Genomic DNA, 21867 nt, shown 5'->3' on the forward strand with positions numbered 1-21867 from the left:
CCACCCGTCCGGGTGGCCGGCCTCCTCCGCGTGCCGTGGGACCTACCGGCGGTGCTGCGAGTCGCCCACCGTCACCTCGACGCGCTGGAACTCCTTCAGCTCGCTGTACCCGGTCGTCGCCATCGCCCGGCGCAGCGCCCCGAAGAAGTTCATCGAGCCGTCGGGGTTGCGGGACGGGCCGGTGAGGATCTCCTCGATGGTGCCGACCGTGCCCAGGTCCACCTTCTTGCCGCGCGGCAGCTCCTCGTTGACGGCCTCCATGCCCCAGTGGTTGCCCTTGCCTGGCGCGTCGGTCGCGCGGGCCAGCGGCGAGCCCATCATCACCGAGTCGGCGCCGCAGGCGATGGCCTTGGGCAGGTCGCCGGACCAGCCGACACCGCCGTCGGCGATCACGTGCACGTACCGGCCGCCGGACTCGTCCATGTAGTCCCGGCGGGCCGCCGCCACGTCCGCCACCGCCGTCGCCATGGGCACCTGGATGCCCAGCACGTTGCGCGTGGTGTGGGCCGCGCCGCCGCCGAAGCCGACGAGGACGCCCGCCGCGCCGGTGCGCATCAGGTGCAGGGCGGCGGTGTACGTGGCGCAGCCGCCGACGATCACCGGGACGTCCAGCTCGTAGATGAACTGCTTCAGGTTCAGCGGCTCGTGCGAGCCGGAGACGTGCTCCGCCGACACCGTGGTGCCGCGGATGACGAAGATGTCGACGCCCGCGTCCACGACCGCCTTGGAGAACTCGGCGGTGCGCTGCGGGGAGAGCGCGGCGGCGGTGACCACGCCCGAGTCGCGCACCTCCTTGATGCGCTGCCCGATCAGCTCCTCCCTGATGGGAGCCGCGTAGATCTCCTGGAGGCGGCGGGTCGCGTTGTCCGCGTCCAGCCCGGCGATCTCGTCGAGCAGCGGCTGCGGGTCCTCGTGCCGCGTCCAGAGCCCTTCCAGGTTCAGTACGCCGAGGCCGCCCAGCTCGCCGATGCGGATGGCGGTGGCCGGGGAGACGACCGAGTCCATGGGAGCGGCCAGGAACGGCAGCTCGAAGCGGTAGGCGTCGATCTGCCAGGCGATCGAGACCTCCTTCGGGTCCCGCGTACGGCGGCTGGGGACGACGGCGATGTCGTCGAAGGCGTACGCCCGGCGGCCGCGCTTGCCGCGCCCGATCTCGATCTCAGTCACGTCTGTGGCCTTTCCCTGATGCGTTTGCAGCGCCTTCCAGTATCCCCGACGGGCACGGCGGGGCACCGCAGAGGGCGGCCCCGGTGGTCCGGGGCCGCCCTCGGGGAGCTGCTGCTTACTTGCTGCGGCTGTAGTTCGGTGCCTCGACCGTCATCTGGATGTCGTGCGGGTGGCTCTCCTTGAGGCCGGCGGAGGTGATCCGCACGAACCGGCCGTTGTCCTGGAGCTGCGGCACGGTCCGGCCGCCGACGTAGAACATCGACTGGCGCAGGCCGCCGACGAGCTGGTGGACGACCGAGGAGAGCGGGCCGCGGTAGGGCACCTGGCCCTCGATGCCCTCGGGGACCAGCTGCTCGTCGGAGGCGACGCCCTCCTGGAAGTAGCGGTCCTTGGAGAACGACTTGCGGTCGCCGCGGGTCTGCATGGCGCCCAGCGAGCCCATGCCGCGGTACGACTTGAACTGCTTGCCGTTGATGAACATCAGCTCGCCGGGCGACTCCTCGCAGCCCGCGAGGAGCGAGCCCAGCATCACCGTGTCGGCGCCCGCGACCAGGGCCTTGGCGATGTCGCCGGAGTACTGGAGGCCACCGTCGCCGATGACCGGGACGCCGGCCTCCTTGGCGGCGAGCGACGCCTCGTAGATCGCCGTGACCTGCGGGACGCCGATGCCGGCGACGACGCGGGTGGTGCAGATGGAGCCGGGGCCGACACCGACCTTGATGCCGTCCACGCCGGCGTCGATGAGGGCCTGGGCGCCGTCGCGGGTGGCGATGTTGCCGCCGATGACGTCGATGCCGGCGGAGTTCGACTTGATCTTGCCGACCATGTCGCCGACCAGACGGGAGTGGCCGTGCGCGGTGTCGACGACGATGAAGTCGACGCCCGCCTCGATCAGCGCCTGGGCGCGCTCGAAGGCGTCACCGGTGACGCCCACCGCGGCGCCGACCAGCAGACGGCCCTCGCCGTCCTTGGCGGCGTTGGGGTACTTCTCGGCCTTCACGAAGTCCTTGACCGTGATCAGGCCCTTGAGTACGCCGTGGTCGTCGACCAGCGGCAGCTTCTCGATCTTGTGGCGGCGCAGCAGCTCCATGGCGTCCGCGCCGGAGATGCCGACCTTGCCGGTGACCAGCGGCATCGGCGTCATGACCTCGCGCACCTGCCGGGAGCGGTCGGTCTCGAAGGCCATGTCGCGGTTGGTGACGATGCCGAGCAGCTTCTTGCCGCCGTCGGTGACCGGGACGCCGCTGATGCGGAACTTGGCGCACAGGGCGTCGGCCTCGCCGAGGGTGGCGTCCGGGTGGATGGTGATGGGGTCGGCCACCATGCCGGACTCGGAGCGCTTGACCAGGTCGACCTGGTTGGCCTGGTCCTCGATGGACAGGTTGCGGTGCAGGACGCCGACGCCGCCCTGGCGGGCCATCGCGATCGCCATGCGCGACTCGGTGACCTTGTCCATGGCGGCGGACAGCAGCGGGATGTTGACCCGCACGTTCTTGGAGACGTACGAGGCGGTGTCGATCTCGTCGGGTGCCATGTCCGACGGGCCCGGCAGCAGCAGCACGTCGTCGTAGGTCAGCCCGAGTGTCGCGAATTTTCCGGGCACTCCGTCGACGTTGGCAGTCATGACACCTTCCCCAAATGGCCTTGATCGGTGCGGATGTCCATGCTAACGGGGAATGCGGGTGGCTCATTCCACGATCCCGGACGGCCGTGGCGTTCGTAGCTTCGTACGGACACCGGCCGCCGTCCGTTCACGCCCGGCGTTACTGCTCCGCCAGGGCCCGCAGACGGCTCAGGGCCCGGTGCTGGGCGACGCGCACGGCCCCGGGTGACATTCCCAACATCTGCCCGGTCTCCTCCGCCGTGAGCCCCACCGCGATCCGCAGCAGGAGCAGCTCGCGCTGGTTCTCGGGCAGGTTGGCCAGCAGTTTCTTGGCCCAGGCGGCGTCGCTGTTGAGCAGCGCGCGCTCCTCCGGGCCCAGTGAGTCGTCCGGCCGCTCGGGCATCTCGTCGGACGGGACGACCGTGGAGCCGGGGTGGCGCATCGCCGCACGCTGGAGGTCGGCGACCTTGTGGGCGGCGATGGCGAAGACGAACGCCTCGAAGGGGCGCCCGGTGTCCTTGTAGCGGGGCAGTGCGAGCAGCACCGCCACGCAGACTTCCTGGGCGAGATCCTCGACGAAGTGCCGGGCGTCACCCGGCAGCCGGGACAGACGCGTGCGGCAGTAGCGCAGCGCCAAGGGGTGGACATGGGCGAGCAGGTCGTGCGTGGCCTGCTCGTCCCCGTCGACGGCGCGGTGGACGAGCCCACCGACCGTCCCCTGGTCAGGGGCCGCCTCGTCGTCACGCATCGGTCCATGGTGCCTTGCGGCCGTCCGATCCGTGGCGTCGCGCCCGTTGTTGTGCACCGAAGCGTTATGAGCAGGTGCGCCGGAACTCATCCCCTGCGCCCTCCCCTTCCGCTCGACCGACTCGTCCCCGAGGAACTCCACACCTCAAGGATGCGTCATCGGCGGCGAAACAAGCACCGGACATCCGGCGGGTCGCCTTGTCACCCCCGCTCACCTCGCGATAAGCGGGAATCGCGGCATCCCCGACGGGCTTTTTCCGTCTGCACCGCACGGGGTGCCCCTAGCGGACCAGGCCCCACCGGAAGCCGAGCGCCACCGCGTGTGCCCGGTCCGAGGCGCCGAGCTTCTTGAAGAGCCGCCGGGCGTGGGTCTTGACGGTGTCCTCGGAGAGGAACAGCTCGCGGCCGATCTCCGCGTTGGAGCGGCCGTGGCTCATGCCCTCCAGGACCTGGATCTCACGCGCGGTGAGCGTGGGCGCGGCGCCCATCTCGGCCGAACGCAGCCGGCGCGGGGCGAGCCGCCAGGTCGGGTCGGCGAGGGCCTGCGTCACGGTGGCCCGCAGCTCGGCGCGCGAGGCGTCCTTGTGCAGGTAGCCGCGGGCGCCGGCGGCGACCGCGAGAGCCACGCCGTCCAGGTCCTCGGCGACGGTGAGCATGATGATGCGCGCCCCGGGGTCGGCGGACAGCAGCCGCCGGACGGTCTCGACGCCGCCCAGGCCGGGCATGCGCACGTCCATCAGGATCAGGTCCGAGCGGTCGGCACCCCAGCGGCGGAGGACTTCCTCGCCGTTGGCGGCCGTCGTCACGCGCTCGACGCCGGGCACGGTCGCGACCGCGCGGCGGAGCGCCTCTCGGGCAAGCGGGGAGTCGTCGCAGACGAGGACGGAAGTCATGGCCGTCCTCCGCAGCTGATGCGCGTCACGTTGAGCCTCCAGGCTGGTACGAAATCGTCACCTGTGCGGTCGACCGTCCCGGACGCCCGCCCGAGCACTTGTTCCTTCAACCGCCTCCGCACTCTCAACGACGGTCACTCGAAAGAGTTACGGGGCTGTGTGTCGTCTTCGGCACTCTACGTGAGGGGGTCGCCACGCAGCAGACATGCGCGTCGGACCCGCCCCGTTTCATCACAACCCATGCCCCATTCAGCCGCTTTTCTTCCACTTCACTGGTGTCTGCGGCTAGATTCGCAATGAGTCATATTTTCATCTCCTTAGATCGTAGTTGTACGGTCGTGGACGCTGGTATCCCCGCATCTACCCACATCGGCTACAAGGGGTCACGCAATGGCAGATTTCTCCCGCCTTCCCGGACCGAACGCGGATCTGTGGGACTGGCAGCTCCTGGCTGCGTGCCGCGGGGTGGACAGTTCGCTCTTCTTCCATCCGGAGGGCGAACGCGGTGCGGCGCGGAGTGCTCGCGAGAACTCGGCCAAGGAGGTCTGCATGAGGTGCCCGGTCCGCGCCGAGTGCGCGGCGCACGCACTCGCGGTGCGCGAACCGTACGGCGTATGGGGCGGCCTGACCGAGGACGAGCGCGAGGAACTCATGGGCCGTGCCCGCAACCGCCTGGTGGCGGCGACGGCGTCGGTCGGCGGGGAGGCGGTCACGCAGCACTGAAGGAACGTTTCTCTACCCGAGGTCGCCGCGTACGGTGGTCCCGGACTGCCGCTCAGCGCGTCGCCGACTGGCGCGACCCCGCCCGAGCCAGCTCGTCCAGCGTCGCCGTCACCGCCGGCACCTGGGCCAGGTCGGGCAGGGTGAGCGCGACGATCTCCCGCCGCACCGCGGGCTCCAGCGCCACGGTGCGCACCCCCCGGGGCCGTACGGACTCGACGGCGAGCTGGGGAAGGACGGCCACGCCGAGCCCCGCCCCCACCAGGCCGACGACCGCCGGGTAGTCGTCGGTGGCGAAGTCGATGCGGGGCGTGAAGCCGGCGCCCTCGCACACCTCGACCAGCTGGCCGCGGCAGCGCGGGCAGCCCGCGATCCAGGCCTCCCGGGCGAGTTCCCCGATGGCCACGGCCCCGTCGGCTTCCGTGCGCGCGAGCCGGTGTCCTTCGGGCACCAGCGCCACCAGGCGGTCGGTCAGCAACGGCCGTACGACGAGGTCGTCCCACTCCTGCGCACCCGCGGCGCCCTCGTAGCGGAAGGCGAGCGCCACGTCGCAGTCGCCCTCGCGCAGCAGCGCGACGGACCTGGGCGGCTCGGCCTCCTCCAGGGAGACCCGGGTGCCGGGGTGCGCGGCGCGCAGCGCGGCCAGGGCGGTCGGTACGAGGGTGGAGCTGCCGCTGGGGAAGGAGACCAGGCGCACCCGCCCGGCGCGCAGCCCGGCGATGGCGGCGACCTCCTCCTCGGCCGCGGTCAGCCCGGCGAGGATCCCGGCGGCGTGCCGCACGAGCGCCTCACCGGCCTGGGTCAGCCGCATCTCGCGTCCGGTGCGCACGAGCAGGGGCGTGCCGACGGAGGTCTCCAGCGCCTTCATCTGCTGGCTGACGGCGGGCTGGGTGCAGCCCAGCTCGCGTCCCGCGGCGGAGAAGGAACCGGTCGATGCCACGGCGCGCAGCACGCGGAGATGACGAGCCTCGATCACACCCTCGAGGATAAGCGACGCTTTGACCGGACGCCGAATAGTGCGTCGACGCTTTGACGGGGAGTGCTCTACGGTTCCGCCTCGGTGAGGAGCGGTGGGTGAAGCGCTTCATGCGGAAGGGCGCGCCGGGCGCGTACCTGCGGGTCGTCGAGCCCGGTGGGACACGCGTCGGCGACCCGGTCGAGATCGTGCACCGGCCCGGCCACGAGGTGACGGTGGCGTTGCAGTTCCGGGCGGCGACGACCGAGTGGGAGCCGCTGCCCCGGCTGCTCGCGGCGGGCGAGGCGCTCCACCCGGAGTCGCCGGCGGAGGCCCGGACGTACGGGGAGTCGTACGGAGCCTGGTCCGGCCGCGCCGCCATTTCGCTCACCGGACCTTCACGAGCGGCGGACCGGGTGAGTGAAACGGACCTGCCCGGTCCGGGCCCATAACCTTGCGCCATGACTACGGCATTGATTACGGGTGCGACGGCGGGCATCGGCGCCGCGTTCGCGCGACGGCTGGCGGCCGACGGACACGACCTGGTGCTGGTGGCCCGCGACACCAAGCGGCTGCGCGAACAGGCGACCGAACTGCACGACCGGCACGGCATCGAGGCGGAGGTGCTGACGGCCGACCTGGCGACGGGCGCCGGCATCGACGCGGTGGCAGCCCGGCTCGGCGAGCGCAGGAAGCCCGTCGACCTGCTGATCAACAACGCCGGCTTCGGCAACAAGGGCCGCTTCCTCGAGGTCTCCATGGCCGACGAGCTGACGATGCTCAGGGTGCACTGCGAGGCGGTGCTCAAGCTGACCTCGGCCGCGGCGGAGGCGATGCGGGAGCGCGGGCGCGGTGGCGTGGTCAACGTGGCCTCGGTCGCGGCCTTCCTGCCGCGCGGCACCTATGGCGCTTCCAAGGCGTGGGTCGTGCAGTTCACCCAGGGGGTGGCGAAGGACCTGGCCGGCAGCGGCGTACGCCTGATGGCCCTGTGCCCCGGCTTCGTGCGCACGGAGTTCCACCAGCGGGCCGGGATGGGCACGGACAACATCCCGGGCTGGATGTGGCTGGACGCGGACAAGGTCGTCGCGGCGGCGCTGAGCGACCTGGCGCGCGGGAAGACCCTGTCGATCCCCGACCCCCGCTACAAGACCCTGATGGGCGCGGCGAAGCTGGTGCCCCGGGGAATCCTGAGCGGACTCTCGTCCCGGACGGGACGGAAGTACGGGCCGCAGTAGGAGGGGACGAGCGACGCCCCCTTCGTCCGCGGTCGGGCAACCGGCTCCGGACCGGCTGTCGTATGCGCGGACTAGGATTCTTCCCCTGTCATGGAGAGGGCTCGGGCAGATGTCGCGGACCCTCCCTCGTTCGCCGCAGCCGTCCCGGAGGTGCTTGGTGCCAGCCGCTCCCAGGCCAACAGCTCCCGTCACCCGGGAACGCTGGTTCCAGCCGCGCACATCCGGTTTCCGCTGGGAGCAGGAGGGGCTCGATCATCTTCGGGCTCTGATGCCGAGGACCGAGCCCTTCCGGGCCTGGGCCACGTTCCAGTTCACGGGTCCGTCCGGCCGTATCAACGAGTGCGATGTGTTGATCGCCGTACCGGGCGGCCTGTACCTGCTGGAACTGAAGGGGCATCCCGGCCGGGTGGTGAATCACGGGGACACCTGGCAGTTCCACGGCGACCGGGTACGCACCATCCGCAATCCGCTCCACCTGACCGATCTCAAGGCCAAGGAGCTCAAGAGCCAGCTCGAACGCGCGGCGCGGGCGCTCGGTATGGATCCGCGGCAGGTGCCGTTCGTCAAGCCTGCCGTCTTCCTCCACGACCCGGGGCTCGCGAGCGAGCTGGACGAGTTCCAGCGCAGTTCCGTCTACGGACGCAACGACGGGGCGAGCGGCCTGCCGAAGATCTGGGACGATCTGCTGAGCCGCCCTCCGGAGCGGGAGAACTGGCGGGTCACCCCGCTGGTCAGCCAGCGGCTGGAACAGTTGATGCAGCGGATCGGCATCAGCCACTCCACGGCGCACCTGCGCTTCGGCGACGACTGGAAACTCGCTCCCCGTTCCCTCGACGCGGGCCCCGACTGGGAGGACCGGCTGGCGGTACGGGACGACGGGCTCGTCCAGGAGAGCGGCCGTGTCCGTATATACCTGGCCGGCGCCGCGGCGTCGGAGGAGCAGCGGGCGAAGGTGGACCGCGCCGCCCGCCGCGAGTACCAGGTGCTCCAGGGAATCAACCACCGCGGCATCGTGCAGGCGGTGCAGATCCGCGAGCACCAGGGCGGGCCGGCGATCCTCTTCCGGCACCGGGAGTCGGATCTGCGGCTCGACGCCTACCTCGACGCGTACGGCGGCCTCCTCTCCCCCGTGATCCGTCTCGATCTGGTTCGGCAGCTCGCGGAAGCAGTGCGTTATGCCCACCACCGGTCCCTGTACCACCGGGCGTTGTCGGCGCGCTCGGTGTACGTATCGGCGCGGGAGGACGGCACCGTTCCCCTTCTGCGCATCGCCGACTGGCAGACCGCGGCCCGCGATTTCGAGACCACCCTGCACCGCTCGCTGGGTGACACGCCTCTGGACGGCGGTCTGATCGCGGACACGGCGCAGACGTATCTGGCTCCGGAGACGGAGCAGGAGTTCGCCGATCCCGTGGACCTCGACGTCTTCGGGCTCGGCGCTCTCACGTACCTCCTGCTCACGGGGCGTCCGCCGGCCGATCGCCGCAGCGCCTTGCTGGAACGGCTGCAGAGTGACAAGGGACTGCGTCCCTACGCCGTGTCCGACTCCGTCTCCGCCGCCCTGGACACGCTCGTGTTCCGGGCCACCGCGGCGGACGTGCAGGACCGTCTGGCCTCCGTCGACGAGTTCCTCGAACTCCTTGCCGCCGCCGAGGTGGACGCGGCTGCTCCGCAGGTGTCCGGTGGGCCGGAGGCGGACCCCCTCACGGTCCAGCCCGGACAGCGTCTGAACGGTGCCTGGTCGGTGGTGCGTGTGCTCGGTACGGGTGCGACGGCCCGCGCCCTGCTGGTGCGCGGTACGGCCGACGAGGGGACGGAAGGCTCCCCGGCGGAGAGCTCCCTGCGGGTCTTCAAGGTCGCTCTGGACCAGGAGAAGGACGCTCGGCTGCTCGCGGAGGCCAAGGCCCTGAAGGAGGTGGGTGGCGGGCGCATCGTGAAACTGCTCGCCGAACCGCAGGAGCTCGCGGGCCACACGGTTCTGGAGCTGGAGTACGCGGGCGGGTACCGGGGGGTGGACGACCGTGAACCGGTGAGCCTGGGGTCACGATTGCGCGACCAAGGGCCCCTGGGATACGACCAGTTGGAGCGGTTCGGCAACGATTTGTTCGACGCCTTGGACGCGCTCGCCGCCCGCGGGGTGCGGCACCGGGACATCAAGCCCGACAATCTCGGCCTGTTCAAGCGGAGCGACGGTTCGTGGCAGCTGATGCTGTTCGACTTCTCGCTGGCCGACGCCCCCGACCAGGACCTGCACGCGGGGACGCGCGGTTACCTGGACCCGTTCCTGGGCAGTGCCGGCCGTTCGCGTTACGACGACCACGCCGAGTGGTACGCCGCTGCCGTCACGCTCCACGAGATGGCCGCAGGTGAGAGGCCGGTCTGGGGAGACGGCCAGGGGGACCCGCGCATGGCTCCGGACGCGGCGCTGCACGTGTCCGCCGAGCTTTTCCCCGCCGCGCTCAGTGAGGGCCTGAAGCGGTTCTTCGAGCGCGCGCTGCACCGTGACGCCGAGCAGCGCTACGACAGCCTGCGGCAGTTGCAGGAGGCGTGGCGGCAGGTTTTCCGGACAGCGGACGCGGCTCGCCCGGCCACCACTCCCGCAACGGTCGGCATGAGTGCGGACGACCTGGAGGACGCGCGTGAGCAGGCGGCCGAAGCGGCCTCGCTCGACACCCCGCTCGCCGCCGCAGGGCTGTCCCCCCGTGCGGTGTCGGTCGCCGAGAGCCTGAAGGCGCACACGGTGGAGCAGTTGTTGAACATTCCGCCGCACCACATCTCGCGGGCGCGCGGCGCGGGCAACGCGATCCGCAAGGAGCTGAACCGCCGGCACCGGCAGTGGACGCAGGTCCACCGTCGGCGCGCGTCGGCCGCCAAGCCGTCGGCCGTTGCCTCAGACGCTCCGGAAGAGCTGCTGGAGTCCGTCGACACACTGGCCGCGCGGCTGACTCCGCCTCCGGGAAAGCGCCGTACCCGGCCCCGCCCCGACGTCGTCCGGGCGACCTTGCAGTTGCCGGCCGTGCTGGAGGCCGGGGAGTCGCTTGAGCCGTGGCCCGCACAGAGCTCGATCGCCCACTCGCTCGGCATCAGCCAGCCGACCGTCTCCCAGAACCTCCAGGTGGCGGTCGAGCAGTGGGCGGAGCTTCCTTGGCTCGGCAGAGTCCGCGATGAACTGGTCGCGGTCCTGGCCGATCGGGACCGGGTGTCGACGGCCGAGGAGCTGGCGTCAGAGCTGCGTGCCCGGCACGGTACGGGCTCCGGCGACGCGGACGAGACACAGGCACGGGCGCTGGCGGTGGTGCGGGCCGCGGTCGAGACGGAGATCCGCGGACGCGAGGAGGAACAGTCGGGTACCCAGGGGGAAGCGCCCGCGCGACTGGCCGTGCAGCGGCGGGCGGGCCGCGTGGTGATCGCGCTGGAGGACCAGCCGGGCGCGGACGACCCCACCCCCGCGGAACTCGCCGACTACGCCGCTGCCCTGGGTGAGTGCGCCGTCGACCTGGCGGGTCGCGACCCCCTGCCCGGACGTGCCACGGTGCTGCGGGAGCTGCGGGGCGTGCCCGCCCCGGAGGGGATGTCCCCGCTGGCCGACACCCGGCTGGTGGAACTGGCCGCGTCGATGGCGGGCGGCGTCGCCGTCTCACCGCGGCTGGAGCTGTTCCCGCTGTCGCTCACCCTGGCGCGTGCCCTGCGGGTCTCGCAGGCTCCGGCGGGTGTGCGGCCCGAGACCGGGATCGGCACCGAGGATCTCCTGTCCCGTGTCCGGGCCCGGTTCCCCGGTCTGGCCGTGCTGTCGGAGACGACGTACGTGGAGCTGGGTGAGGCCTTGGCCGAGGCGGGGTTCCCCCTCCTCTACGACCAGGACCGGCGCCGGTTCGTACCGCAGCCGCGGGACGGCGCGGGCAGTCGGCCGGTGCTGTCCTCGTCGGTTCTGACCAGCACCAGTTCCCTGTACGCCGCCGCTCAGGGCAGCATCGCCGAGGGCCGGGACCCGCGTGAGGCGCTGGCGGCACGCCTCAACGAGGCCCGCCGCCGAGGGGGGTTCCTCGCACTGACGCTGAAGGGAGCGGAACTGCCGGGCACCGCCGCGTGCCTGGCGGAGCGGTACGGGGCGACCGCCGTGTCGTTGAACGGCCTCTTCCTGGGCGCGCTCAAGGAGCTGGCCGAGGAGCAGTCGGTGCGCTGGCAGGCCCTGCTGAAGGCGGACGCCAAGTACACGGCCACCGGCACACTGGGCGCTGCGCTCTCCTCGTACACCCGGTTGGCGTCGGAGCGTCTGCGCGGGCGGCTGCTCGACCTGGCGGAGAACTCCGGGCCGCGGACGGTCCTGCTGGCTCATGACGCGGGCCTGATCGCCCGTTACTGGGAGGCCGGCGGCAGAGAGCTGATGGCCGCGCTCCAGCAGTCGGCGCGTCGGCCCGCCGACACGCCCCACGGGCTGTGGCTGCTGGTTCCGGCGGAGGACCCGCGGGCCACACCGACGCTGGACGGCCGGACCGTGGAGGTGGTCGACCGGGTGACGGAGTGGGAGGTGCTGGACGGGTTGTTCCTGAAGAGCCTGCGGGCTCAAGTTCGGTCTGGATAGTCTCGGTCGCGATGTGGAGATCTTAAGGAGATCAGGACATGGCAACAGATGCCCTCGATGGGCCGGTCCCGGACGAAGCGCCACGTGGCCAGCGAGTCCTTGATCTCCTGGACAAGGCGATCGACCTCCAGAGTCCGCTGGTGCGCAGGAACATCACCCGGGCCCGCCAGCGGAACCCGGAGGCGACGCCCGCAGAGGTGATCCGCAGCCTGGAGCGGATGTACGTCAGCGCCCTGACCGGGTCGGGGGCCGCGGTCGGGGGCGCTGCGGCCGCGCCGGGTGTCGGCACCGGAGTCGCCCTGGCGCTGTCCGCGGGTGAGACCCTCTCCTCTCTCGAACTGAGCGTCCTCTTCGCACTCTCGGTTGCCGAAGTCCACGGAGTCCCCCTCGCCGAGGTCGAGCGCCGCCGCACGATCGTGATGGGGATCATGCTCGGCGGAAGCGGCAACTCCACCATCACCAAAGTCGCCGGGACCACGGGCAAGCACTGGGGGCGGCAGATCGTCGCCAAGGTGCCTGTCGAGACGCTGCGTCAGATCAACAAGGTGCTGGGCCCGCACTTCATCACCAAGTACGGGACCAAGCAGGGGATCATCGTCCTCGGTCGAGTGGCGCCGTTCGGAATCGGCGCCGTGATCGGTGGCGGCGCCAACGCCACCCTCGCCACCCTGGCGGTGAGGGCCGGTCGGCGGGCTTTCGGCCCGCCTCCCGAGTCGTGGAACGACTGACGCCCGATGAACGTCGGTGAAAGGCTCCTCGGCAGGAAGGTCAGGGGGACGCACGCGCCCGAGGCAGCGCTCGGTCCCCGGTGGCCGGATACGGGACGAGACTGGGCGACGAGGGCGACTACGCTGCGGTGATCCTTCGGCGAATCGACTCGAGCCACTTTCGCAGGGACATGCCTCGCGGCGGCAGGAGGTCGAGCCCCAAGGCCGTCGTCGCGGTGCGGAGTTCCCGTTCCGACGACACCATTTCCAGAAGCTCACCGATCTCTTGGGCCGCCTGTTCGCGGTCCTGCGGATCGGCTTCGCCGACGTACTCGTCGAGGGCCTCTTCGCGGGACTCGTAGATGTAGGAGAAGTCCCGGTGGAAGTAGGCGCCGAGCAGCTGACCCAAGGACGGGAAGCGCTGGTTCCACTCCCAGGAGCTCTGCGGGTTCGCCTGCGGGGTGCGTGAGGGGTCGCGCAGGAAGCGGTGAAGGTGGTCCTTCACCACGCGAAGACAGTCCTCAACGCTCGTACCCATCGGCGGACGGATGTGCGGGAGGTGTTCCACCTCGTCCGCGATCTCCTCGGAGAACACACCGACGGCGAGCAGGTCGTCGATCTGCCGAACCGCCGTCGCGGCGCGCCCGGGGTCACGTGCGGCCATCCTGAGGTAGGCGGACAGGGCGGGTCCCGGAGCTTCTGCGGTGTCGGAGAACGTGAAATCCACGTGGGCGTATGCCGCCAGCAGGTCGCTGAGTTCGTAGAATCGTTGCCCTGGCGGAAGTGCCTGACTCATCAACTGCTCCAAGGATGCGAGTTACGGCTGGGGGAACGAGGTGAGGACGCGGTAGCCGGACGGTGCCGACGGGTCGGCCTTGAGGATCACCCGGACTCCCTTCACCCATTGCGTGGGCTGCCCGTGAGTGAAGTCGTAGCGGGTGAGATGCAGCCCCGTGTTCTCGTTAGCCTCCCTCGCCACCGTGCTCGCCGCCGTCATCGAAGCCGAGCACGTGCCGTACGTCGCCGCCCTCCGTTACAAGGACAGCGGGCTGCGCAAGCGGGCCCAGTGGGAGCAGGTCTGGGAGCAGCAGCGAGAAGAGGACCGGACCGGCCAGCGGCTCGATATCAAGGTGCCGCCGAAGTACACCAGCGCGGACTTCCTCAAGAACTCCTACTGGTCGAACCGCGGCAAGCTCGACGTGCCCAAGGAGCGGTTCATCTCCTACCCCGGCGCCTCCACCGACTCCGACACCTCCCTCCTCCTCGGCTGGGCCGGCTGGAATCACCGCGACCAAGCCGACGCCCTCGTCGGACTCATCCGCAGCCGCGTCGAGAGCGGTGGCTGGGAGAAGGAAGATCCGCGGTTCGTGCCGCTGCTCGCCGGGCTGCGGGAAGTGATGCCCTGGGTGCACCAGTGGTATGGCGGTCACGACGAGGAGTGGGACGGCAACCCCGCCGAGGAGTTCCAGGCCGCCCTGGACAACGGCCGGACAGAGCGGGGCCTCTCCGAGTCCGATCTGACCAACTGGCGTCCTGAGAGGAAGACTCGGGGAAGCAAGAAGAGCGCGTGACACCGACGAGGGGTGGCCGGGGCGCACCGGCCGCCCCTCGTCGTCGTATCAGCCGCGCGTGGCCATCCGTACGAACGCCGTCCATTGAGCGGTAGGAACGGCGAGTAGCGCCGCTTCCGGCTGCTTTGAGTCGCGGACCAGCATCGCCGTACCGGTGTTCGCGACCTCCACGCAGTCGCCTCCGTTTCCCGCGCTGTAGCTGCTCTTGAACCAGCGCAGTTCGCCTGCGGCAGGCGCGGGGCTGCCTGTCTTCATAGCTCTCCCAACAGTTTCTCGATGAAGGCCAACGACTCTCGGGGCGTCAGCGCCTCAGCTCGCAGCACGCCGTACGTCGCTTCGAACGGGCTGACCTTCTTCGGTTCCGAGTACAGGGCGCTCACGTCCTGCACCTCCATGTAGGCCATCCTGCGCTGATCCTTCGAGTGGATCAACGTGAAGGGACCGGCCAACCCCGCGTGCTCTTCCCGGTCCGTCGGCATCACCTGCATCCGGACGTTGCGCTGGTAGCCGTAGATCAGCAGTTGCTCCAACTGACCGCGCCATACGTCCCGTCCGCCCAGGGGCCTGCGCAGCACGTGCTCGTCGAAGACGAAGCTAAGCAGTGGCGCCGGGCGACGCGCAAAGAGCTGCTGTCGCTCCATGCGTGCGGATACACCCTGTTCGATGGCCTCTTCGTCCAGCAATGGGCGCCACATCTGGAAGACCGCCCGTGCACAGTCCTCCGTCTGCAAGAGCCCCTTGATCACGTGGCTCACATAGGCGTGCAACTCAACTGCCTCGGACTCCAGCTGCACGTACCGCCGAAAGAACGACGGGTACCGCGCTCGCGCCACCTCCTCCTTCATCGCCACCAGCACCCCGTGCGCCCCCACCGCCCGGTCCACCGCGTCGACCAGCTCGGGTTTCGGGATGCGCCGACCCTGCTCCACGGCCGCGATCTGTGCCTCGCCGTACCCGACCCGCTCCCCCAACTGCGCCTGCGTCAGCCCCGCGACTTCACGCAGCAGCTTCATCTGACGACCGAAGCAGCGCAGGAACTGCCCGCTGGAGTCCGGTTCCGCCCCGCCCGCATCCGCTCCCGCGTCCATGCCCGCCTCGCTCCCTCAGCGTCGTCCAGCCACTCTCCGTAACCGGAGGCTAGGACGCGCGTGCGTCAACAGGGGTCATGAGCGGGCAAGTTGCTTCGTGTGAGTGAACGCCGGCCAGTGAAAGCTTTCTTCACTCAACGCTTCGACGCAGCCACGTTCAGTGAGCTACCGTCCATCTCAGCGTCACCACACAAAGCAGCCCCCACCGACGGGGCCTAATCCGTCGGCAAGGGCCTGAACCATCAGTGGAAGGCAACTCCACCGTGATCTACCGGCACTTTATCGCGCCCCCGCGCGCCTTCACCCAGTTCTCGCACGACCTCATCCGGCATCCCCGGCTGTCGTCCGACGCCGTTCGCCTCCTGACCTGGCAGCTCTCGCTCCCTCCCGGCACCCGGGAATCCCTCTCCCGTACGGCTGAACGCGCCCGCATCGGTGGCTGTGCCTTCACCCGGGCCAAGCGGCAGCTCAAGGACGAGGGCTTCGTGCACGAGCGGCGACTCCAAGGACCCGGCGGGCTTTGGGTCACCCAACAGCTCGTCTCCAGCGTGCCGTTGAGTGAGAGTGAAGCCGTCAAGCTGCTCGCCCAGATGCCTTTGGGCCCGGCCGGGACGACCACCACCGAGCGCGTATCGCCGCAGCTCGCACCGGGGCGTCGTTCACCGGCCGTCGGTCAGCCGACCACCCCGCCCACCGACGGTCATCCAACTCAAGACCCTGAGGGAAACACCCCCAACCAACCCCCCAAGCCCCCCGCGCCGACCGAGACCGAAACACAGAAACCACAGCCGGACGACAGCGCCCCCTCCGAGCCCCACCTCACCGCAGCCCGCTCCCTCGTCGACGCCTTCCCCGCCCTCTCCCCCGACCTGCGCCACATCCCTCGCGCCATGCGCCCCGAGCTGACGAGTCTCACCGCACGCTGGCTCGCCGCCGGGCACCCGCCCACCGCCGTCCGTACGCACATCCTGCGCGGCCTGCCCGACGACGGCTCCCCCGTCCACCGCCCCGGCGGCCTCCTGCGCCACCTGCTCCGCGACGTACCGCCACCGCCGACGCAGCCAGAGCGCGCCACCACCACGTCACCGCACGCGGACGACCGCCCCGCCCGGCAGCACCCTCCAGGCCCCCGCCTCTCCACCCGCCTCGCAGGCACCCGCGAGTGCGCGGGCGACCACGTGCAACCGCTGCTTTTCAGGCCCGTGGGCGACGAAACCCACTGCCCGCGCTGCCGCTGACGGCAGAGGGCAGACGGCAGACGGCAGACGGCAGGGATCAGCCGGCGACCCGGGGCACGCCGCCCTTGCGGCCCACGCCGAAGGCGATGCGGTAGACGTCCGGCAGGTCGATGCGTCCGTCGCGACGGCGGCGCATCACGCCCAGGCCGATGAGTTCCTCGATCAGCAGTTTCGGGTCCTCGGGGTAGCGAGGGCCGGTCCGGACCTTGATCTCGTCGTCGCCCTGGGGCTCGTAGCGTTCGGCCAGCTTGCGCAACTCGTCCGCGAGGTGGAACTCCTGCCAGAGGGCTTCGACCTTCGCCTGCTCAACGGGGACCTGGTGTCCGGCCAGCGGCCTGATGGCCGACACCACCCACGGCATGTCCTCGCTGACCTCGGTCACCCGGGTTTCCGAAGCCTTCTGCACCCCGCGCCGGATGCCCTCGTGGTGCAGTGCGTACTCGTGTCCGGCGTACTGGCCGCGAGTCTCCGACAGTGCCTTCTGCAAGGCGCTGAGGAAGCTGCGGGGGCTGACCTGCTCCACGCCGTCCATGAGGTGATTGGGCAGCCAGGTGAAGGTGTGGCCCTTGCGGAAGTTCGAGCCCATGTACGGTCCGGCGATCTGCGTGAACTGCTCCGACTGGAACTGCTCGTCGCCGCTGAGCAGCGGTGGCGGGACGTGACGCCTGCCGGACGCCTCACTCTGCCAGCCGCCCGTGAGCTGCCGGAAACGGGCGGCCAGCTCGCTGTCGTGGTTGCCCAGGGTGTGGAAGAGCAGGCCGTAGAGGTTGGCGCGGGACCAGGTCAGGGCCGCCGCGTTGGAGGTCAGCTTGGAGGCGTCCGGGAAGTGGAGCAGGGCGCCGTCGTACATGTCGGGGCGGATGAAGACCTTGAAGCGGATGCTGCGCGTCCCCAGGCGCATGGCGAGCGCCAGCTCCATGATGCCGCCCACCAGCCGGTCGGCCTGGGCCCGGACCCGGTGCAGGTGCTCCAGGGCGTCGAAGAGGATGAGGTGGGTGACGCCCTGTTGCCGTGCCTCCTCGTCCACCTTCTGCACCGTGCGCTCCGCCGCGCCGGGGTTGGCGCGCACCCAGAGGGCCTTGTCCCTCCACTCGGGCAGCTCGCGCAGCTCCTGCTGGCCGAACGCGGTCAGCAGGACGGCGTACCAGAGGTCGTACGGGCGGACGCCCTCCTCCACCAGTTGCCGCAGGGCGCCCGGGCCGGGGTAGAGGTCGTGCCGCAGGGCGGCGCCGAATCCCTGCGACACGGTGACCCGGCGCAACCGCTCGATGCCGTACTCCTGGGCGGCGACCTCGCGCAGGGACTCGTTGAGGAGCGAGCGGTACCAGAACGTCTTGCCGACGCCCCGGCCGCCGCGGACCACCGTGCTGTCGACGTACAGGGCCGCGCGGTGGGTGTCCGGGGTGAACAGGCTCTCGACCCTCGGCTCCACCGTGTCGGCGTCCGAGGCCTCCGGGAGGGCGCCGGCCAGCAGCTCGCGGTACTCCTCGACGGTCAGGGGGGTGGTCATCGCGGTCCTTCGCTGGTCTGCGGGTCGGCGGTGATCAGGAGCGTAGCGGTGGGGAGGAAGTCCCGGTACGCCGCCTGCACGAAGGCCCGGTCCTGCCACCCGGGGGCGGTGACCAGGTCCAGGCCGACCAGGCCCGGTTCGAAGAGGATCGGGACGGGGTGGTGCGGCGCCGCCTCGTCCTCCAGGGAAGGGGAGAAGGCGTCGGAGCCGTACTCGTCGGACCCGGCGGGGACGTCGTCGTAGAGCTGGGCGAAGCACTCCCAGGCGTGCTCGCGGAACGACTGGAGGTAGGCGCCCTCGGGCGAGTCGGGGACCATCGAGGCGACCATGCGGAGCTTCTCGCGGACGGCCGGTGCCTGCCCGGAGGAGAGCCAGGCCGCGAAGAGGTCGCCGTAGCCCTCCCAGGTCTGCGCGTTGTCCGTGCCGAAGAGCAGGGCCAGGTCGCACAGGCGGGAGATGGCGACCGCCGCGATGTCGTGGATTCCGGCGCGGCTGTCGAGGAGGACGATGTCGGGGCGGCGTCCGCTGTCCCCGTCCCGGGCGACCGCGTCCTCGCAGGCGCGCACGGCCTGTTCCAGCCGGTCGGCGAAATCGGCGCCGGGGACGTCGGCGTAGGTGCGGTTGAGCTTGTCGACGTAGGCGTAGGGGACGCCGGGCGTGCCACGGCCGCGGGCCGGTGCCACCCACAGCTCGCCCCGGCCGCCTCGCGGTGTGTAGCCGGAGCGGATCACGTGGTCCAGGCCCTCGGCGTTGCCCACGGCGGACTCGACGAGGTGGTCGATCACTCCGTGCGGAGGCAGGTCCGCCCCGGCGGCGACCAGTGTGCCGACGCCCGGGGACTCCAGGTCCAGGTCGACGACGAGGACCACGTGCCCCTTATCGGCCAGGTGGCGGGCCAGGACGGCGGTCGCCGTGCTGCGGCCCACGCCGCCCTTGAAGCCGTAGAGCGCGGTGCGGTGGGTGCGGGAACCGTCCGCCTCGGGTGCGGGCGTGGACACCTGCGCCCAGTCCTCGCCCACCACGGTGTTGTCGAGGACGCGGACCCGGCCGGCGGGCCGCTGCGGGTCGGGCACGGCCCGCTCCGAGTCCAGCAGGGTGTCGGCCGAGAAGAGGCCGGAGGCCCGCAGGAGCGGGCGGTCGGAGGCGTAGGGGCCGAGGTCGCGGGCGAGCCGGGGGCCGTAGTCGTCCTCCAGGTTCTCCAGGGGAGGCGGGAGCGGCTGCGTACGGTCGTCGACGAGGAGCGTGAACCGGCCCAGCACGTCCCGTACGGCCAGCACCTCGGTCCCGCCGGCCGCCAGCTCGTGGGCGAGGGCGAGAGCGCGCGGGCGCGCCTCGGCGAAGCGGACGGGTCCGCCGGCCGGTTCGGGGGCGTCAGTCACGGCAGCCTTCCGGTGATCAGGGCCTGTTCGTGCAGGACGATGAGCTTCTCGGCCACGGTACGCCGTTGCCCCACGTCGGCCTCGACGACCTCGCTGCCGTCGAGGTAGCGGTGCTCGACCGACCAGGTGGCGAAGGCGGACAGGCCGCCGAGGGCCGTGGTCAGAGGGGACGCCGTCCTGCCGTGCGTCAGGAGGGCGACGTCGGTGGCGACCCAGGGCAGATGGCCGTACTTGTGCGCGGGCTTGCCGGTCTTCGGGTCCCTGAGATAAGGCATCTTCGACCGGTCACCGCCGGGCTTCACGGGGTCCATGGTGACGGCCGTGAAGCGGAGCAGCAGGCTCTTGAGGGCACATTCCACCGCCACGCCGAAGTGGTGGTCGGCGTTCGGCAGCCGTGCTCCGTCCATCAGGAAGACGGCGTCCTTGTAGTGGCGCACGGCTGCGTGGGCGAAGTGGTGCTGTTCTGAATTCACCGGCACGGCAAGGATCTGTCCGGTCCCGGGAGATGCTTGACACTTCGGTCCCAGCTGATGCTTGACGGTGGCCGTGTTCGGCTTTTCTGTGCACGTCGTTGCGGCGTGTGGCAGGAGGCCGGGATTGGCGCTGGTGGAGTTGTCGGTTGTCGAGCAGAGATACCGGGCTGTGCTTGCGGTGCTGGCGGGTGCGACGGTGACGGAGGTCGCCGCCCAGTTGGGGGTGTCCAGGCAGACGGTGAGCGGGTGGAAGTCCCGGTATGAGGCGTCGGGTCTGGCGGGGTTGGCGGACCGGTCGCGTAGGCCGGCGTCGTGCCCGCATCAGGCTTCTGCCGAGGTGGAGGCGGCGGTGTGTGAGCTGCGGCGCAAGCATCCGAGGTGGGGTCCGCGGCGGATCGCGTTCGTGCTGGAGCGGTCCGGGACCGTCTCACCGGTGCCGTCGCGGATGACCGTGTATCGGATCCTGGTCCGGCATGGGCTGATCGAGCCGGGGGTGCGGCGCCGGAAGCGGTCGGATTACAAGCGCTGGCAGCGGGACCGTCCGATGCAGCTGTGGCAGATGGACATCGTCGGCGGGGTCATGCTCGTCGACCCGGTGACGGGTGAGCTGACCGAAGCCAAGATCGTGACCGGGGTGGACGACCATTCCCGGTACTGCGTGATCGCGCAGGTGGTGGAGCGGGCGACCGGTCGTGCGGTCTGCGCGGCCTTCGCGAGGGCCTTGGAGACGTTCGGGGTGCCGGAGGAGGTGCTGACCGACAACGGCAAGCAGTTCACCGACCGGTTCGGGCATGGCGGTGAGGTGCTGTTCGACCGGATCTGCCGGGAGAACGGGATCGCCCACCGGCTCACCCAGCCGGCCTCGCCGACCACGACAGGGAAGGTCGAGCGGTTCCACCAGACGCTGCGGCGTGAACTCCTCGACGACTGCGGTGCTTTCGAGAGCGTCGGGGATGCTCAGGCGGCGCTGGATCGTTGGGTGGAGGAATACAACTCGATGCGTCCGCATCAGGCCCTGGACATGCAGTCTCCCGCCGACCGGTTCACTCCCGTTCCAGACGAGGAGCGGGACATGCTGGGCTTGAGGGTGCCCGGGATGCTGGCGGTGGTGCCGCCGCAGCGGACACCTTCCGCGGAGCCGGAACCGGTCGACGAGGCGCCCGTGTCGCCCGGCCTTCCGGAGCTGGTCCCGGCGGTTCCGGTGGAGGCGGGTGGGCCGGTGGAGTTCGAGCGGGTGGTGCCGGCGAGTGGGAATCTGCAGGTCGCGGGCAAACAGTTCTGGCTCGGGCCGGCCCGGTCGGGGCTGACGGTGACGTTCTGGGCGGACACGTCGGTGATCCATCTGCTGATCGCCGGGACGCGGATCAAGACGGTGCGGTCGCACCTGTCCGTGGCGGACCTGGGTCGGCTGGCGGCCCGGGGCGGTCGTGCGGCCGGACCCTCGCCACTGCCGACCGGCGACGAGGCGGCGTTCGAGGTGGACCGGGTGGTGAACAACAGCGGCCTGGTGGGCCTGGGCGGGCACCAGGTGCTGGCCGCGGAGATCCTCGGCGGCCGCCAGGTGGGCGTCCGCATCGACGACGAGACTCTGTCGTTCTTCGACCCGGCCTCACGGGAACTGCTGCGGGTGCGGCCCAACCCGCTGACCGGTGAGGAAGTCCGCGGGCTGCGGGGCCTGCGGCCGGCCGGACCGCCACCACGGCCCCGCGTCGAGCCCGTGCGGGTGCAGCGGCGGGTCAGCGCGGTCGGCACCGTCATGGTCTGCCGCCAGGTCGTCTCCCTCGGCCGCCCCTACGCAGGCCAGACCGTGACCGTCCACGTCTCGGACACGACGATCACCGTCGAGCTGGACGGCCAGATCCGGGTCATCCGCCGCACGACCGACGTCCCGGTCCGTAACGTGAAAGCCAACAAGCCCCACAAGGTTTCCGATGTTGTCTAGGCCCAGCGTCAAACATCACCTGGGACCAAACCGTCAGGCATCACCTGGGACCCGACA

The 21867-nt window shown here is 70.6% G+C and carries 19 protein-coding genes and 1 pseudogene; 8 read left to right on the forward strand and 12 right to left on the reverse strand.

The window, feature by feature from the left end; genetic code table 11:
• Positions 1 to 42: 42 nt before the first annotated feature.
• The 4 genes from ACVV2G_RS06490 to ACVV2G_RS06505 form a co-directional block, all read right to left on the reverse strand.
• Entirely contained in the window at positions 43 to 1167 is a 1125-nt protein-coding gene (locus ACVV2G_RS06490; RefSeq protein WP_453841616.1) for a GuaB3 family IMP dehydrogenase-related protein, read from the reverse strand.
• A 115-nt stretch (positions 1168 to 1282) separates the two neighbouring features.
• Positions 1283 to 2791, reverse strand: coding sequence for an IMP dehydrogenase (guaB, locus tag ACVV2G_RS06495; RefSeq protein ID WP_453841617.1), 1509 nt, complete (start codon positions 2789 to 2791; stop codon positions 1283 to 1285).
• A 139-nt stretch (positions 2792 to 2930) separates the two neighbouring features.
• The gene (locus ACVV2G_RS06500; RefSeq protein WP_382720506.1) at positions 2931 to 3518 is read right to left on the reverse strand and encodes a sigma-70 family RNA polymerase sigma factor; all 588 of its coding nucleotides are present in this window, start codon (positions 3516 to 3518) and stop codon (positions 2931 to 2933) included.
• Positions 3519 to 3798: 280 nt separating this feature from the next.
• The gene (locus ACVV2G_RS06505) at positions 3799 to 4410 is read right to left on the reverse strand and encodes a response regulator transcription factor (protein ID WP_003948568.1); all 612 of its coding nucleotides are present in this window, start codon (positions 4408 to 4410) and stop codon (positions 3799 to 3801) included.
• 390 nt (positions 4411 to 4800) lie between these two features.
• Between ACVV2G_RS06505 and ACVV2G_RS06510 the strand changes: the two genes are divergently transcribed.
• Positions 4801 to 5133, forward strand: a complete 333-nt coding sequence (locus tag ACVV2G_RS06510; protein WP_453841618.1) for a WhiB family transcriptional regulator — start codon at positions 4801 to 4803, stop codon at positions 5131 to 5133.
• A gap of 52 nt (positions 5134 to 5185) precedes the next feature.
• Here the strand turns inward: ACVV2G_RS06510 and ACVV2G_RS06515 are convergent, their stop codons facing one another.
• The gene (locus tag ACVV2G_RS06515; protein ID WP_453841619.1) at positions 5186 to 6106 is read right to left on the reverse strand and encodes a LysR family transcriptional regulator; all 921 of its coding nucleotides are present in this window, start codon (positions 6104 to 6106) and stop codon (positions 5186 to 5188) included.
• Between the two features lie 80 nt (positions 6107 to 6186).
• Here ACVV2G_RS06515 and ACVV2G_RS06520 point away from each other — a divergent pair.
• From ACVV2G_RS06520 to ACVV2G_RS06535, 4 genes and pseudogenes are all read left to right on the forward strand, one after another.
• A pseudogene (locus ACVV2G_RS06520) lies at positions 6187 to 6447 on the forward strand (MOSC domain-containing protein); the annotation flags it as partial.
• Between the two features lie 99 nt (positions 6448 to 6546).
• Positions 6547 to 7320 carry an SDR family NAD(P)-dependent oxidoreductase gene (locus tag ACVV2G_RS06525; protein WP_453841621.1) on the forward strand — a complete coding sequence of 258 codons (774 nt, stop codon included), beginning with the start codon at positions 6547 to 6549 and terminating at the stop codon, positions 7318 to 7320.
• A gap of 109 nt (positions 7321 to 7429) precedes the next feature.
• Positions 7430 to 11902, forward strand: a complete 4473-nt coding sequence (pglW, locus tag ACVV2G_RS06530; RefSeq protein ID WP_453841622.1) for a BREX system serine/threonine kinase PglW — start codon at positions 7430 to 7432, stop codon at positions 11900 to 11902.
• 38 nt (positions 11903 to 11940) lie between these two features.
• Positions 11941 to 12630 (forward strand): hypothetical protein, encoded by a 690-nt coding sequence (locus ACVV2G_RS06535; protein ID WP_453841623.1) that lies wholly within the window; start codon positions 11941 to 11943, stop codon positions 12628 to 12630.
• Positions 12631 to 12748: 118 nt separating this feature from the next.
• Here ACVV2G_RS06535 and ACVV2G_RS06540 read toward each other — a convergent pair whose 3' ends face one another.
• Positions 12749 to 13417, reverse strand: a complete 669-nt coding sequence (locus ACVV2G_RS06540) for a contact-dependent growth inhibition system immunity protein (protein ID WP_453841624.1) — start codon at positions 13415 to 13417, stop codon at positions 12749 to 12751.
• A gap of 9 nt (positions 13418 to 13426) precedes the next feature.
• Positions 13427 to 13606 carry an RNase A-like domain-containing protein gene (locus ACVV2G_RS06545; RefSeq protein WP_453841625.1) on the reverse strand — a complete coding sequence of 60 codons (180 nt, stop codon included), beginning with the start codon at positions 13604 to 13606 and terminating at the stop codon, positions 13427 to 13429.
• Here ACVV2G_RS06545 and ACVV2G_RS06550 point away from each other — a divergent pair.
• Positions 13563 to 14180 carry a DUF7008 domain-containing protein gene (locus ACVV2G_RS06550; protein WP_453841626.1) on the forward strand — a complete coding sequence of 206 codons (618 nt, stop codon included), beginning with the start codon at positions 13563 to 13565 and terminating at the stop codon, positions 14178 to 14180. The two genes, ACVV2G_RS06545 and ACVV2G_RS06550, sit on opposite strands and share 44 nt — an antisense overlap.
• A gap of 48 nt (positions 14181 to 14228) precedes the next feature.
• Here ACVV2G_RS06550 and ACVV2G_RS06555 read toward each other — a convergent pair whose 3' ends face one another.
• Positions 14229 to 14435, reverse strand: a complete 207-nt coding sequence (locus ACVV2G_RS06555) for a DUF397 domain-containing protein (RefSeq protein WP_453841627.1) — start codon at positions 14433 to 14435, stop codon at positions 14229 to 14231.
• Entirely contained in the window at positions 14432 to 15268 is an 837-nt protein-coding gene (locus ACVV2G_RS06560) for a helix-turn-helix domain-containing protein (protein WP_453841628.1), read from the reverse strand. The genes ACVV2G_RS06555 and ACVV2G_RS06560 overlap by 4 nt, the downstream gene beginning before the upstream one ends.
• Positions 15269 to 15513: 245 nt before the next feature.
• Here ACVV2G_RS06560 and ACVV2G_RS06565 point away from each other — a divergent pair, with 245 nt between their 5' ends.
• Entirely contained in the window at positions 15514 to 16506 is a 993-nt protein-coding gene (locus ACVV2G_RS06565) for a hypothetical protein (RefSeq protein WP_453841629.1), read from the forward strand.
• A 37-nt stretch (positions 16507 to 16543) separates the two neighbouring features.
• Here ACVV2G_RS06565 and ACVV2G_RS06570 read toward each other — a convergent pair whose 3' ends face one another.
• The 3 genes from ACVV2G_RS06570 to ACVV2G_RS06580 are packed head-to-tail and all read right to left on the reverse strand — an operon-like array spanning position 16544 to position 19868.
• Positions 16544 to 18016: a hypothetical protein gene (locus ACVV2G_RS06570; RefSeq protein ID WP_453841630.1), complete on the reverse strand. Its 1473-nt coding sequence runs from the start codon at positions 18014 to 18016 to the stop codon at positions 16544 to 16546.
• Positions 18013 to 19395 carry a KGGVGR-motif variant AAA ATPase gene (locus ACVV2G_RS06575; protein ID WP_453841631.1) on the reverse strand — a complete coding sequence of 461 codons (1383 nt, stop codon included), beginning with the start codon at positions 19393 to 19395 and terminating at the stop codon, positions 18013 to 18015. The genes ACVV2G_RS06570 and ACVV2G_RS06575 overlap by 4 nt, the downstream gene beginning before the upstream one ends.
• The gene (locus tag ACVV2G_RS06580) at positions 19392 to 19868 is read right to left on the reverse strand and encodes a hypothetical protein (RefSeq protein ID WP_453841632.1); all 477 of its coding nucleotides are present in this window, start codon (positions 19866 to 19868) and stop codon (positions 19392 to 19394) included. The genes ACVV2G_RS06575 and ACVV2G_RS06580 overlap by 4 nt, the downstream gene beginning before the upstream one ends.
• 139 nt (positions 19869 to 20007) lie before the next feature.
• Here ACVV2G_RS06580 and ACVV2G_RS06585 point away from each other — a divergent pair, with 139 nt between their 5' ends.
• Positions 20008 to 21810 carry an IS481 family transposase gene (locus ACVV2G_RS06585; RefSeq protein ID WP_453841647.1) on the forward strand — a complete coding sequence of 601 codons (1803 nt, stop codon included), beginning with the start codon at positions 20008 to 20010 and terminating at the stop codon, positions 21808 to 21810.
• Positions 21811 to 21867 lie beyond the last annotated feature (57 nt).

It is taken from the genome of Streptomyces sp. JK94 (assembly GCF_053613315.1).